The following is a 13,300-nucleotide window of genomic DNA, read 5'->3' on the forward strand; positions in this document are numbered from 1 at the left end:
ACCGCGGTCCGCGCGCCGGCGGGTCAGGAGTCCGCCGGGGTACGGGGGTCAGGGGAGGGGGAGCGCCGGGGTTCGCGGGCGAGGGACGGAACCGGGGGCCTCAGGGGTGTGGAACACGGCGGTGCGGCCTCTCCTCGTTCAGGGAGCGGGGGTTGAGGTTCGGGGGGTGAGGGGTGAGGGGGTGTTCAGCTCTTGCCGCCCGCGGCGGTCTCCGGCACCGGGGCGGCGCCGGTGTCGTCCGCCTCCCCGGAGGAGTCGTCGTCATCGTCATCGTCGTCGTCCCAGCCCTGGGGAAGGGTCGCCTTGCGCAGTCCGGGCACGGCGAGGGCGATCACGACCGCCGCCAGCGCGCAGATCGCGCCGTTGAACACGGCGGCCCCGGCCGGGCTGAACCACCGGGCGATCAGCGCCGCCTCGGCGTCACCGGCGATGTCGCCGGCGGTGTCCTGAGAGGTCGTCACGCTGACGATCCGTCCGCGCAGCCGGTCCGGCGTGTTGTGCTGGACCAGGGCGTACTCCAGGATCTCGTACACCGTCCCGGCCGCTCCGGCGATGGCCAGCATCACGAAGGCGATGGCCACATGGCCGCTGAGGCCGAAGCCGATGGTGGCGCAGCCGCCGGTGAAGGCGGCGGCCAGCAGCAGCTTTCCGGGCCGGGCCGCCCGGCCCAGCCAGCCGCTGGTGGCGGAGACCGCGACCGCGCCGACCGCCGGAGCGGTGTAGAGCACGCCGAGCATCACATCGCCGCCGCCGAACTGCTTGTCGACCATCTCGGGGAAGAGGACGACCGGCATGGTGAAGAGCGCGGTCACCCCGCCCAGGGTCAGCAGTCCGCCCACGACCTTGTTCCGCCAGGCGTACGTGAAGGCCACCCGCAGGGAGCCGTTGTCCTCCTCCGCCTCCTCGTCGTCCTCGTCCACGACGGGCGGCAGCCGGCGGATGCGGGAGATCAGCAGGGTGGTGATCGCCGTGGTGCCCGCCGCGAAGGCGTAGACCGGCCCCGGGCCCGCGAGCGCCAGCAGTACACCGCCGAGGAAGGGGGCCAGGATCGAGCCGATGTCGCCGGTCAGGGAGATCAGCGCGCCGGCGGCGGGGAGCTGGTCGGGACGGACCAGGGTGGGGGCCACCGCCATCAGCGCGGTGACGCTGACACCGGTGGCGAGGCCGTCCCAGGCCACACAGAGATGGATGAGCCAGAGCGAGGGATCGTCGGAGAAGGCGTTCGCGGCGAGCCCCGCGAAGGCGAGTGCCGCCGCTCCCCGGGCGCAGACGATGAGCCCCCGCCGGTCCATCCGGTCGGCCATCACCCCGCCGGCCAGCGATCCGAGCAGCACCGTGATGCTCATGATCATGCTGACCACGGCGACCTGGAGCGTTGAATCGGTCAGATCGTAGACCTGGGCGGAGAGCGCCACGGTGGCCATGCCGAGCCCGAACAGCGACACGACCCGCGCGATGAAGATCGAGCGGAAGTCCTTGCTGGCCCTGAGGGGGCCGATGTCGATGAGGAAGTCACGCGCTGGCACGGGGTGCTCCTGTCATGGCCCGGGCCCCTGGGTGGGGAGCCGCCGGGCGGGCGGTACCGCCGAAGCGGTGCCTGATACGGGGTGGGTGGTGATCCGGCCGCGCCTCGCGGGGCGGGCGCCCGGCCGCCGTGCGCGGAGGCCGTGCCTCCGGTGCGACGCGGCCGTGCGGTGAGGGCGACGGCGGTCGGCTGCCGGGTGTCGGCGGGTCCGGCTCGGGGGTCCGGCCGGGGGCCGGGTCCGGGTCCGGCCGCGGTGCGGCTTCGAGGAGAGAGGAGTGCCGGCCCCGCGTGCGGGGCCCGGTTCCCGGTACGGCCGAGGCCGTCAGGCCCGGGAGTTCAGCAGTTCGGCCCACTCCCGGAGGGTGGGCCGCTCCGCCAGGTCGACGAAGCTGATCCGGGCGCCGTCGGCCCGCCACGTCTCGACCAGCGTCATCAGCCTGATCGAGTCGAGGCCCTGGTCGAGCAGGCTCTCCTCGGGGTCGACATCGCCGGTCTCGACGTACAGCATCCCGGCGACATCGCGGGTGAGCCGCTCCAGCGGGAACGCGTCGGGTGACGCGTCCCGCACGGGTGATTCCTGATGGGCCGTATCGGCCATCGTCCGTGATCCTTCCCCTGAAACGGGACTCCGCGATTCAGGAGCGGAGTTTAGGTAAGGCTCACCTAACTATCCCGATCGGTGCAAGTCAAGCCGGGGTGTGCGGGGGCCGGGGGTGCCGTGACGGCCAACTCCCGCTGCTGGGACCCTTGGTGGAGGCGCGGGTGGCCCGTGTCGTAATCTGGCCACGACTTAGGCAAGCCTTGCCTTAGTGTCGTGGTGGGGTCTGTCGGAGCCGATGCGCCGGGCCTGCCACCGCGTTCAGCGGGACCGAGGAGAGGTACCCCCATTGACCACGGCCGCCCCGCGTCCGGCTGTCCCCATGACGCACACATCGGTCCGGCGCGCCCGGGCCGAGGACGCCCTCGCCCTGCACGGGCTCTCCCGGCTCTTCTTCCGCTCCGGGGCCCTGCGCGAGCGGCCCCCGGCCCTCTACGCCCGGGACAGCGCCGACTTCCTCATGGCGGAATCCGCCGGGGGCGCTCTGGCGGGCTGTCTGGCCCTGCGGGTCCATCCCCCGGGGCAGGCGGGCGCGGGGGGCTCCGGAGGTGTTCTCTACAACTTCTGTGTCGCTCCCGGACGCCAGGGCCAGGGCATCGGCTCGGCGCTGCTGCGCGCCGCGCTGGCGGAGGCCGCCGCCCGCTCCCTGCGATCGGTCTTCACCGCCACCAGCGGCGGCGGAGAGCTCTTCCTGCGGCATGGATTCGCCCCGGTCGAGCCCCGGTTCGCCCCGTCGGCCTGGGTGAACGCACTCGATCCGCGGCGCGGCTCCCGCGTGCTGGCGCGCACGGTCACGGGCGGCTCCTGAGGGCCGCGGGATGCCGGCCACCGCCGCCGGATGCCGGTCACCGGCGCTGCGGGGGCGGCCCGGGCGGGCGGCCGTCTCCGGCGGCGGTCGCCTCATGGACATGGCCGGAAACGACCGGTCAGCCGATGACCGCCATGGCCTGGATCGCGACGGGACGGCGGCCACGGGTGTTCAGCGCCCCGATGTCCACCGGGGCGCCCGGCGGTACGGGCGGCCCCTCCGGGAACAGCGGCGGATCGCCGGGGGTCCGGTCCACGGCGTGGACGGGTCACCCCCGCCGACCGGCGAGTTCAGCGCCCACCGCCGGCGCCCCGGGAGACCTGCCCGGCGGCGAGGACCGGACGGGAACCGATCGCGGCCCGCACCCGGTGGCGGACATCGATTCCGGGATGTCCTTCGGGGCTCGGCGGGGCGATGGCCGTGCCACCCGCCTCCTTGTCGTGGGAGCCGCGCGTGCGCCAAGGCGTCCTCGCTCTCCTGTGGTTACCGAAGGACCGTAGGAGAGTGTCGGCCGGCAGGGAAGAACGCACTTTTCGGTGACTGGGGAACCTCGTGGTGACCAAGGAGTCCAAGGGCTCGTCCGACGGGGCGGATCCGACCCGCGCCGACTCCCTCGCGCGGGAGATCTTCGCGGACATCGCCAACAAGTGGGCGCTTCTGATCATCGAGGCACTGGGGGACGACACCCTGCGCTTCGGTGAGGTGCGCAGGGAGGTCGAGGGCATCAGCCACAAGATGCTCACCCGGAATCCGCGCATGCTGGAGCGCAATGGTCTGGTCGACCGGACCGTGTACCCCACCGTGCCGCCACGGGTCGAGTACGCCCTCACCGAGCCGGGCCGGGCCCTGCGGAGGACGGTGGACGGAATGTGCGACTGGACCCACCGGTATCTCGGTCACATCGAGGAGTCCCGGGGGCGTTTCGGCGGCTGACGGCGAGTCTCCCGCGGGGGTCGCCGAAGGGCCGGGCCGGATGAACCCTCATCCGGCCCGGCCCTTCGGCGCGTCTCCGATCGGAAGGCGGCGATCGGAGCGCGGCACGGTCAGGAGGCGGCGATCAGACTGGCCGGGCGCATGTCGGTCCAGTGGGTCTCCACGTACTCCAGGCAGGCCTCGCGCGAGTCCTCGCCGTGCACCACGGTCCAGCCCGCCGGGATCTCGGCGAACGCGGGCCAGAGCGAGTGCTGGTTCTCCGCGTTGACCAGCACGCGGTAGCTCGCGTCGGCGTCCTCGAAGGGGTTGGTGGCGGTCATGTCGACATCTCCTCTGTGGATTGCTCCACGCCGGTTCCGGCGCGGAGTCCGATCGGTTGTGCGGCCGTACGGTTGTGCGGCCGGTCGGGCGGTCAGTGTCCGGCCGGTGCCGGTCGGCGTCCGGTCAATGCCCGGTCAGGGTGCGGACGGTGGCGGTGACACGGAAGGCGAGCTCCCGGGCCTCGGCCGCGGTGAACAGCCCCTCCGCCCAGCGCCAGTGCAGCACCAGGCCGCCGGGCCCGGTCCGCGCCGTCACCTCCAGCGGACCCGTCACGGGCGGTGCGGAACCGGCCAGGGCCTCCCGCAGCGCCCGCCGCTCGTCCCCGGGCGCCCGGGTCCAGCCGGGTGCGCCGGACCACTCCCCGCCGGATCGCGGCCTGCGGTAGCGGACGATCGCACCGGGCGCGCGGGCGAGCACCGGCGCGGTCTGCGGGTTGAGATGGCGCAGCAGCTCATGGCCCCGGCCCCCGCCGGGCACGGCCGCGAGAGCCGCCGATGCCCGCTCGGCGGCGTCATCGGGACCGGCACCGGCGCCCGCCGGGTCGACGCGTACCGGACACACCCGTGTCAGCGCTCCCACGGCGCCCGCCGGCCGGTCCGGATCCGGGAGTTCCACCGCCACCAGGAGTCCGGCACCGGAACCGTCGCCCCGCAGCCGGGGTTCGCCGGCCGCCGCCAGCGCCAGCGCGGCGAGTACGGCACCGTCGACCCGGCGCGGGGCGATACCCGGCCCCGGACAGGCGATCTCGGTGACCGTCTCCGGGCAGGGGCCCCCGCCGGCCGTCCCCGGGGCGGCCGGGTGCAGTCGGGGCACCGGGGGCACCACTCCCGTATCCGCCGCCGAGGCCCCGAGAAGCTGCCGCCAGTACGGCAGTTCCGCCACCAGCTCCGGACTCTGGGCCGCCGCGACCAGCCCGGCGGCGTATGCGCGCAGCCCGCCGTCCGCCGGCTCCGGCGCCGTGCGCGGGGCCTCCCGGCCGTCTCCCGGTGCCGCGTACAGCGCGGCCAGCCGGTGGGCCAGAACCGGCCATGACTCCTCGTCCACGGAGAGCCGGTGGGCCACCAGCAGCAGCCTGCCCGGCTCCGAGGGGCCCGCGTCGAACCAGACCGCGCGCAGCACCGCGCCCCGTTCCGGTTCCAGGGTGTGCGCCGCCGACCTGGCCTCGGCCGCGATCAGCGCGGCCGGTTCCGGGATCTCGTGGCCCCGTACGGCGACCCTGCGCAGGGTGTCCGGATCGACCACCGCCGGAGCGGTCGCGGACGGCAGGATCTCCTGCGCCCAGACCCCGTCCACCCGGTGCAGCCGCAGCCGCAGCGCCCCATGGGTGTCGGCGAGCCGGGCCAGTGCCCGGCGCAGCCGCCCGGCGGAGAGCCCCGGCGGCACCTGGAGCAGCACCGAGTCGTGGAGCCGGTCCACGGGCGCGCCGGTCTCCCGCAGCCGGTGTGCCGACGGCAGCGGCGGCAGCCCGCCGGCCTCACCGGCACAGGCGCCGGGGGAGGCCGGACCGCCCGCCGGCCCCGGCGGCGGCACCTGGGCCACCGCTGCGGCCACCCCGGCGGCGTCCAGCAGCGCGAACTCCCCGAGCCGCCGTTCCGGTTCCGCGCAGAGGCGGCCCAGCAGATCCGCGTGGCGCCGGGCCAGCCCGGTCAGCGTCCCCTCGTCGTACAGCGCCGGGTTGGCGTCGAAATCCAGCCGCAGGCGGCCGTCCGCGTACCGGACGGCGGAGACCGAGAGATCGTCCACCGGACCCGACGCGAGCGTGACGACATGGCCGGGGGTGCCCGCGAAGTCGAGTTCGGTGTCGAAGGGGCGCAGATTGAGCAGCGGCCCCGGCAGCCGGGCGCCGTCCCGTCCCGGCCAGAGATCACGGGCGAGCTCCTCGCCCCGGAACCGCTGATGGGCCCGGAGCGAGGCGAACTCCCCGGCGGTGCGCGCCAGCACCCCGGCGAAGGTGTCCCGGCCGGTGAGCGGCAGCCGCAGCGGCAGGATGTTCACGGCCATGCCCGGGACACGCAGCGTGCCCGGGGCGGTCCGGGCCATGGCGTACATCGCGAGCACCGCGTCCTCGGTGCCGGTCTCCCGGTGGAGCTGGACGGCGAGTGCCGCCGTGACGGTCTCCGCCCAGGTGGTACGGGCCGTGCCGGCCGCCCGGTGCACGGCCGCCGCCGCATGCCGGTCCAGGAGGACGGTGTGGCGCAGCGCGGTGTCGGACGGCGGGGCGGAGCCCGCGCCGGGCCCCCGGGCGAAGGAGCACGCCGGGGGAGCGCCGGCGCAACGGGCCGCCCAGTGGGCGCGGTCGGCGGCGTACCGCGCGGAGCCGGTGTACTCGCGCTCGGCCGCCACCAGGGCGCCCACCGGGGCGAACGGCGAACCGGACGGCGGAGTGCCGCGCCGCAGGGCCGTGTAGACCTCGGCTATCCGGTGGGTCAGCAGCGCCACGCCGTAGCCGTCGACGGCGAGATGGTGGAAGTACTGGAAGAGCAGATGCCGCTCGGGGCCGACCCGGACCAGCACGGCCCCGGTGAGCGACGGCACCGCGTGCCCCGGGCCCTCTTCCGGGCCGAGCTGCAGATCGAGCCGGGGCGGACAGGCCAGCTGCTCCCGTACCAGCTCCACGGCCGCCGCCGTCGGATCGCCGGCGCCGGAGGTGTCCAGCCGGGGCAGCCCGCCGCCCACGGCCCTGTCGTGACCGGCCGGAACCGGCTCCTGCCAGAGCCGTCCGCCGTCCTCGATCAGCCGGAAGTGGAGCGAGGGCGCCTCGGCGAGTGTGTGGCGCACCGCCTCCTCCAGGGCGCCGGTGTCGAGCGGGCCGGTGAGCTCGATGTACTGGCCCACGTTGTAGGCGGCGTTGGCGGGGGCGGCGCGCTGGGCGGCGAGCACCTGGGTCTGTGCCGCCGTCAGCTCCACCCTCCCGCCCGTGACGGGAGCGGGGGGCGGTGCCGTGGTGGGGGTCGCGTCTGACATCTCGCCTTCCGGGTCCTGCTGCGGGGGGTTCGTGGGTACGGGGACGGCCTCAGCCGCCGTGTGCGGCGGCCCCCGCCGGGACCGGGGCCGGTGCGCCGAGCACTCCGTTCCCGGCCCGGCCCAGCAGCAGCGAGTCCCGGATCTCACCGGAGCGCACCGCGAGGGTGGAGAGCAGCGACGAGGTGATGCCATGGGTGTGCTCGGTGCCCGCGCCCTGGAGATAGACCCCGCCGCGCACCCGGCCGGTCATCCGCAGCCGGTGGTCCCGGTCGACGCGCAGCCGGCCCTGGTGGTCCGTCAGGCACTCGTCGGCGAGGGGGCCGAGGAGCTCCCGGGGGTCCTGCGGCCGGTAGCCGGTCGCCAGCACCACCGCGTCGCAGTCGAGGGTGAACAGCTCGCCGCCGGTGAGCGGGCGCACCACGGCCCGCGCGCCGCCGGGCAGCTCCTCGATCCCGGTCAGGGAGGACATCCGCAGGATCCGCAGCCGTTCGGTGCCGGCCACCTTCTCCTGGTAGACGGTCCGGTAGAGCTGCTCGATCAGCTCGCCGTCCACCACCGAGTAGTTGGTGTTGCCGTGGTAATCGAGCATGGCCCGCTTGATGTCCTCGGGCGCGTCGTAGAAGTCGTCCACGGCGGAGGGGTCGAAGATCCGGTTGGCGAAGGGGCTGTCGTCGGCGGGGCTGTAGCCGTACCGCGTGAAGACGGCGCACACCTCGGCGTCCGGGAAGGTGCGGTACAGATACTCGGCCGTCTCGGCGGCCGACTGCCCGGCGCCGACCACCGCGAAGCGGCGGTGCGGGCGGTGCGTCAGCGCGGGCGCCCGGAAGAGCAGGTCCCGGTTGTGCCACACATGCTCACCGGCGGAGACACCCGGCGGGAGCTGTGGCGTGAGGCCGGTGCCCAGCACGATGTTGCGGGCCCGCACCACCTCCTCGGCCCCCGGGCCGCCGGCCGGCCGGGTGACGACCTCGAAGCCGTCCACCGTGCCGTCGCCGGTGCCGCGCACCGGCCGGACGGCCACCGCCTCCCGCCCGTAGGAGACCCGGTCCCGGAACTCCTCGGCGCACCAGCCCAGATAGTCGTGGAATTCGAGCCGGGTGGGGAAGAAGCTCTTCTGGTTGATGAAGTCGGCGAGCCTGCCCCGGTCGTGGAGATAGCGCAGAAAGGTGAAGCGGCTGCCGGGATCCCGCATGGTGGCGAGATCCTTGAGGAACGACACCTGCATGGTGGCGCCTTCGAGCAGCATGCCCCGGTGCCAGCCGAAATCGGCCTGGCGCTCCACGAAGGCGGAGCTCAGCCGGTCGTCCGGGGCACAGCGGCCATTGTGCTCGTCCATGGCGATGGCCAGGGCGAGATTGGCCGGGCCGAAGCCTATGCCCACCAGATCCCGGGTGCCGCTGCTCTCGTACGGTGCGGTGCTCGCGTGCCCTGCCGACATGCTCATCCTTACTCGGTGGGTGGTGACTTCGGTGACTGACTTCGGTGACTGACTTCGAGGACTGGCTTCGGTGACGGAATTCGGTGACTCGGGTGATGTGCGTGGTGCGGGGGGTGTGGGTGACGTCCCATGACTCGTGGTGGCGGGGATGCCGGCGGCGCCCGGCTCCGTCCCCACCCCGTCGCCGCGTGCCGGATCGCCCTGCGGTCTCCCGCCGGACCACCGTGCGTCCGGGCGCCCTTGCCCATCGCGGGTCCTCCGCGTGCGCGGGTCCTTCGCCTCATGCGGGTCATGAGCGCGCGGGTGCTCGGCCCCGGCCCCGGCGGGCGCGCCGCCGCGTCCGGCGCCCGGGCCGGTCAGCCCAGGATCGCCGGCAGCGCCGCGATCAGCGCGTCCGCCTCCTCCTCCGTCAGGGTCAGCGGCGGCGCCAGCCGTACCGTCTCCGGATTGACCGCGTTGACCAGGAAACCCGCCCGCAGGGCCGCCTCCTGGACCCGGAGCGACGCCGGCTCGGTGAGGACCACCCCGAGCAGCAGCCCGGTGCCCCGGACCCGGTCCACCAGGGGGTGCCCGGATCCCTCGATGCCCCGCCGCAGCCGCTCGCCGAGCCGCCGCACCCGCTCCAGTAGGCCCTCCGACTCAATCGTGTCCAGCACCGCGAGCCCGGCCGCGCAGGCCACCGGATTGCCGCCGAAGGTGGACCCGTGCTGACCCGGGGTCAGCAGCTCGCCCGCCGCGCCGAAGGCCAGCACCGCCCCGATCGGCAGCCCGCCGCCCAGGCCCTTCGCCAGGGTCACCACATCGGGGACGATCCCCGGGTCCGCCAGATGCGCGAACCAGTCGCCGGTGCGTCCGATCCCGGTCTGCACCTCGTCCAGCATCAGCAGCGCGCCGCGCTCACGGGTGATCTCCCGGGCCGCCCGCAGATATCCCTCCGGCGCCGGCACCACCCCGGCCTCGCCCAGTACGGGCTCGATCAGGACGGCCGCCGTCTCCTCGGTCACGGCGGCCCGCAGGGCTTCCGTGTCACCGAACGGCACATGGGTCACCCCGGCGGGCAGCGGCAGGAACGGCGCCCGCTTGGCGGGCTGTCCGGTCAGCGCCAGCGCCCCCATGGTGCGGCCGTGGAATCCGCCCTCGCAGGCCACGACCCCGCCGCGCCCCGTCCGCCGGGCGATCTTGAACGCCGCCTCATTGGCCTCGGCACCGGAGTTGGCGAAGAAGACCCGCCCCGCCCGGCCGGCCAGCCCCAGCAGCCGTTCGGCCAGGGCGACCGGCGGTTCGGCGATATGGAGATTGGAGACATGGCCCAGCGTCGCGATCTGTTCGCTCACCGCGCGGACCACCGCCGGATGGGCGTGGCCGAGGGAGTTCACCGCGATACCGCCGGTGAAGTCGAGCAGGGCATTGCCCTCCGCGTCCCACACGGTGCGTCCCGCGCCCCGGACCAGGGCCAGCGGGGGAGTGCCGTAGGTGTCCATCATCACCGACCGCCAGCGGCCGGTGAGCTCCGCCGGGGCCGGAGTGGTCTTCGCGGGTACCGTCTCCGTGCTCATGCCTCGTCCCCTTCGTCGCCCCGGGCGTCCGGCACCACGGTCGTTCCGGTGTTCTCGTCGGTGAAGACCTCCAGAAGGAGGGAGTGCGGCACCCGTCCGTCCAGCACATGCGCCATGCGCACCCCGTCCCGTACGGCCCGCAGACATCCCTCCATCTTCGGAACCATCCCGCTGGCCAGCTCCGGAAGCAGCTTCTCCAGCTCGCTCGCCGTCATCCGCCGGATGACCTCGGTGCTCCGGGGCCAGTCCGCGTACACCCCCTCGACATCGGTGAGCACGACCAGCTTCTCCGCGCCGAGGGCGCCCGCCAGCGCGGCCGCGGCCAGATCGGCGTTGATGTTGTAGATCTGCCCGTCGTCGCCGCGCGCCACGGGGGAGACCACCGGGATGCGGCCCCGGTCCAGCAGGGCCCGCAGGGTCTCCGGATTGACCCGGGTGATGTCACCGACCAGCCCGATGTCCACCGGTTCGCCGTTCACCCACGCCGGTCGCCGGGTCGCCGTCATGGTGTGCGCGTCCTCGCCGGTCAGCCCGACCGCGAACGGGCCATGGGCATTGATCAGCCCGACGATGTCGCGCTGCACCTGCCCGGCCAGCACCATCCGTACGACATCCATGATCTCGGGTGTGGTCACCCGCAGCCCGGCCGCGAACCGGACCTCCAGATCGAGCCGGTTGAGCAGCGAGCTGATCTGCGGGCCGCCGCCGTGGACCACCACCGGGCGGAGCCCCGCGTACCGCAGCGAGACCACATCCTGTGCGAAGGCCCGCTTCAGCTCCTCGTCGACCATCGCGTTGCCGCCGAATTTGACGACCACGATCCGGTCCCGGAAGGACTCCAGCCAGGGCAGTGCCTCGATGACGGTACGGGCCCGGCCGCCGGTCCTGGCGCCCGGCGCGCGCGACCGGGGCTTGGCCGGATCCGCCGGCGGCAGCGGAAGTGTGCCGCTCATGAGCTGTACGCGCTGTTCTCGTGGACGTACTCGGCGGTCAGGTCATTGGTCCAGATCACCGCCGACTCGTCACCGGCCCGCAGATCGACGGTGATGGTGATCCGGCGCCCGGTGAGATCGGTCTTCTCCCTGGCCTCGCCCGCCGCCCCGTCCCGGCACACCCATACGCCGTTGACGGCCACATCGAGCCGGTCCGGGTCGAAGACGGCGTCCGTGGTGCCGATGGCGGAGAGCACCCGCCCCCAGTTCGGATCCTCGCCGTGCAGCGCGCACTTGAGCAGATTGTTGCGGGCGATGGAGCGGCCCACGGTGACGGCGTCCCGCTCGGACGCGGCGCCCACCACCTCGACCTCGATCTCCTTCGATGCGCCCTCGGCGTCGGCGGTCAGCTGCCGGGCCAGATCCAGACAGACCGCGTGCACGGCCCGCGCGAACTCCTCCGGGGGCGGGATGACCCCCGAGGCGCCGGAGGCCAGCAGCAGCACGGTGTCATTGGTCGACATGCAGCCGTCCGAGTCGACCCGGTCGAAGGTGGTGCGGACCGACTCCCGCAGTACGCGGTCGAGTTCACCGGCGGGCACCTCGGCGTCCGTGGTGAGCACCACCAGCATCGTCGCGAGGCCGGGGGCGAGCATGCCCGCCCCCTTGGCCATCCCGCCGACGGTCCAGCCGCCGCCCGGCTCCCCCGCCGAGAGGGCGGAGGTCTTGCGGACGGAGTCGGTGGTGCGGATGGCCTCCGCCGCGTCCGCGCCGCCGTCGTCCGACAGCCGGGTCACCGCCTCGGTGACCCCGGTGGAGACCCGGTCCATCGGCAGCCTGATCCCGATCAGACCGGTCGAGCAGACGGCGATCTCGTCGGCCGGCAGACCCAGGGCCTGCGCGGCGCGCTCGGCGCTGAGCCGGGTGTCCTCGTCCCCGGGGCGGCCCGTACAGGCGTTGGCGCCGCCGGAGTTGAGCAGCACCGCGGCGATCCGGCCGTCCCCGACGACCCGCCGCGACCACCGTACGGGAGCGGCCATCACCCGGTTGGAGGTGAACACCCCGGCCGCCGCGAAGGACGGCCCGCTGTTCACCACCAGGGCCAGATCCGGCGCGCCGGACTCCTTGATCCCGGCGGCGACCCCGCTCGCGAGGAATCCCTGGGCAGCGGTCACACTCACGGAGCCACTCCATTCATGGGCAGTCCCAGGGTCTCCGGCAGCCCCAGGGCGATGTTCATGCTCTGCACGGCACCACCCGCGGTGCCTTTGGTGAGGTTGTCGATCGCGCTCACCGCGACGACCCGGCCCGCCGTCTCGTCCAGTACGACCTGCACCTGCGCGGTGTTGGAGCCGAGCACGGCGGCCGTGGCGGGCCACCGGCCGGGCGGCAGCAGCCGGACGAACGGCTCGTCGCCGAGGGCCTTCTCGTACGCGGCGCGCACATCCTCCGCGGTGACCCCCTGCCCGACCCGGGCTGAGCAGGTCGCGAGGATGCCCCGGGACATGGGTGCCAGGGTCGGGGTGAAGGAGACGGTGACCGGCTCACCGGCCGCGTCCGAGAGATTCTGCGCCAGTTCGGGGGTGTGCCGGTGGCCGCCGCCGACGCCGTACGGGCTCATCGAGCCCATCACCTCGGAGCCGAGCAACTGCGCCTTGACGGCCCGGCCCGCGCCCGAGGTGCCGCTGGCGGCGACGACGACGGCCTCCGGCTCCAGCAGCCCGGCCGCGTACCCGGGGAAGAGCGCGAGGGTGACGGCGGTCGGATAGCAGCCGGGCACCGCGATCCGGCGGGTGCCGCGCAGCGCCGCGCGGGCGCCGGGGAGTTCGGGCAGCCCGTAGGGCCAGCTGCCGGCGTGCGGTGAGCCGTAGAAGGCCGTCCAGGCGGCCGGGTCCCGGAGCCGGAAGTCCGCGCCGCAGTCCACGACGAGAGTGTCCGGCCCGAGCTCCGCGGCCAGCGCGGCGGACTGTCCGTGCGGGAGGGCGAGAAAGACCACATCGTGTCCGGCGAGCCGGGCGGCCGAGGTCTCGGTGAGTATCCGGTCGTGGAGCGAGCCCAGTTGGGGCTGGAGTTCGCCGAGCGGGCGGCCCGCGCTGCTGTGCGCGGTGAGTGTGCCGATCCGGGCCTCGGGATGGGCCGCCAGCAGCCGCAGAATCTCACCCCCGGCATACCCGCTGGCCCCTGCCACAGCAACACCGAAGGTCATCGGGAATCTTCTCTTTCGA

12 protein-coding genes are annotated in these 13,300 nt (G+C 74.1%); 2 read left to right on the plus strand and 10 right to left on the minus strand.

Annotated features, from left to right (window positions below):
- Positions 1 to 185 precede the first annotated feature (185 nt).
- Both entS and AAFN69_RS11395 read right to left on the minus strand, forming a co-directional pair.
- The gene (gene entS / locus AAFN69_RS11390) at positions 186 to 1,526 is read right to left on the minus strand and encodes an enterobactin transporter EntS (protein ID WP_347728270.1); all 1,341 of its coding nucleotides are present in this window, start codon (positions 1,524 to 1,526) and stop codon (positions 186 to 188) included.
- Between the two features lie 321 nt (positions 1,527 to 1,847).
- On the minus strand, positions 1,848 to 2,123 hold the full coding sequence (locus tag AAFN69_RS11395) for a phosphopantetheine-binding protein (RefSeq protein ID WP_347728271.1): 276 nt from the start codon (positions 2,121 to 2,123) through the stop codon (positions 1,848 to 1,850).
- 322 nt (positions 2,124 to 2,445) lie between these two features.
- Between AAFN69_RS11395 and AAFN69_RS11400 the strand changes: the two genes are divergently transcribed.
- Complete coding sequence (locus tag AAFN69_RS11400; RefSeq protein ID WP_347728272.1) at positions 2,446 to 2,931, plus strand: GNAT family N-acetyltransferase; 486 nt, start codon at positions 2,446 to 2,448, stop codon at positions 2,929 to 2,931.
- A 118-nt stretch (positions 2,932 to 3,049) separates the two neighbouring features.
- Here the strand turns inward: AAFN69_RS11400 and AAFN69_RS11405 are convergent, their stop codons facing one another.
- Positions 3,050 to 3,187: a hypothetical protein gene (locus AAFN69_RS11405; protein WP_347728273.1), complete on the minus strand. Its 138-nt coding sequence runs from the start codon at positions 3,185 to 3,187 to the stop codon at positions 3,050 to 3,052.
- Positions 3,188 to 3,483: 296 nt separating this feature from the next.
- Here AAFN69_RS11405 and AAFN69_RS11410 point away from each other — a divergent pair, with 296 nt between their 5' ends.
- On the plus strand, positions 3,484 to 3,864 hold the full coding sequence (locus tag AAFN69_RS11410) for a helix-turn-helix domain-containing protein (protein ID WP_347728274.1): 381 nt from the start codon (positions 3,484 to 3,486) through the stop codon (positions 3,862 to 3,864).
- 110 nt (positions 3,865 to 3,974) lie between these two features.
- Here the strand turns inward: AAFN69_RS11410 and AAFN69_RS11415 are convergent, their stop codons facing one another.
- The 7 genes from AAFN69_RS11415 to argC form a co-directional block, all read right to left on the minus strand.
- Positions 3,975 to 4,184, minus strand: coding sequence for an MbtH family protein (locus AAFN69_RS11415; RefSeq protein ID WP_347728275.1), 210 nt, complete (start codon positions 4,182 to 4,184; stop codon positions 3,975 to 3,977).
- A gap of 124 nt (positions 4,185 to 4,308) precedes the next feature.
- Positions 4,309 to 7,149, minus strand: coding sequence for a condensation domain-containing protein (locus AAFN69_RS11420; RefSeq protein WP_347728276.1), 2,841 nt, complete (start codon positions 7,147 to 7,149; stop codon positions 4,309 to 4,311).
- Positions 7,150 to 7,198: 49 nt separating this feature from the next.
- Positions 7,199 to 8,587, minus strand: coding sequence for a lysine N(6)-hydroxylase/L-ornithine N(5)-oxygenase family protein (locus tag AAFN69_RS11425; protein WP_347728277.1), 1,389 nt, complete (start codon positions 8,585 to 8,587; stop codon positions 7,199 to 7,201).
- 356 nt (positions 8,588 to 8,943) lie between these two features.
- Positions 8,944 to 10,143, minus strand: coding sequence for an acetylornithine transaminase (locus AAFN69_RS11430; RefSeq protein WP_347728278.1), 1,200 nt, complete (start codon positions 10,141 to 10,143; stop codon positions 8,944 to 8,946).
- The gene (argB, locus tag AAFN69_RS11435) at positions 10,140 to 11,096 is read right to left on the minus strand and encodes an acetylglutamate kinase (protein WP_347728279.1); all 957 of its coding nucleotides are present in this window, start codon (positions 11,094 to 11,096) and stop codon (positions 10,140 to 10,142) included. Before argB ends, AAFN69_RS11430 begins: the two co-directional genes overlap by 4 nt.
- Positions 11,093 to 12,256 (minus strand): bifunctional glutamate N-acetyltransferase/amino-acid acetyltransferase ArgJ, encoded by a 1,164-nt coding sequence (gene argJ, locus AAFN69_RS11440; protein ID WP_347728280.1) that lies wholly within the window; start codon positions 12,254 to 12,256, stop codon positions 11,093 to 11,095. Before argJ ends, argB begins: the two co-directional genes overlap by 4 nt.
- Positions 12,253 to 13,281 (minus strand): N-acetyl-gamma-glutamyl-phosphate reductase, encoded by a 1,029-nt coding sequence (gene argC, locus AAFN69_RS11445; RefSeq protein ID WP_347728281.1) that lies wholly within the window; start codon positions 13,279 to 13,281, stop codon positions 12,253 to 12,255. Before argC ends, argJ begins: the two co-directional genes overlap by 4 nt.
- Positions 13,282 to 13,300: the final 19 nt, after the last annotated feature.

Origin of the sequence: Streptomyces sp. CAU 1734 (assembly GCF_039888735.1) — a bacterium.
Taxonomy (GTDB): domain Bacteria; phylum Actinomycetota; class Actinomycetes; order Streptomycetales; family Streptomycetaceae; genus Streptomyces.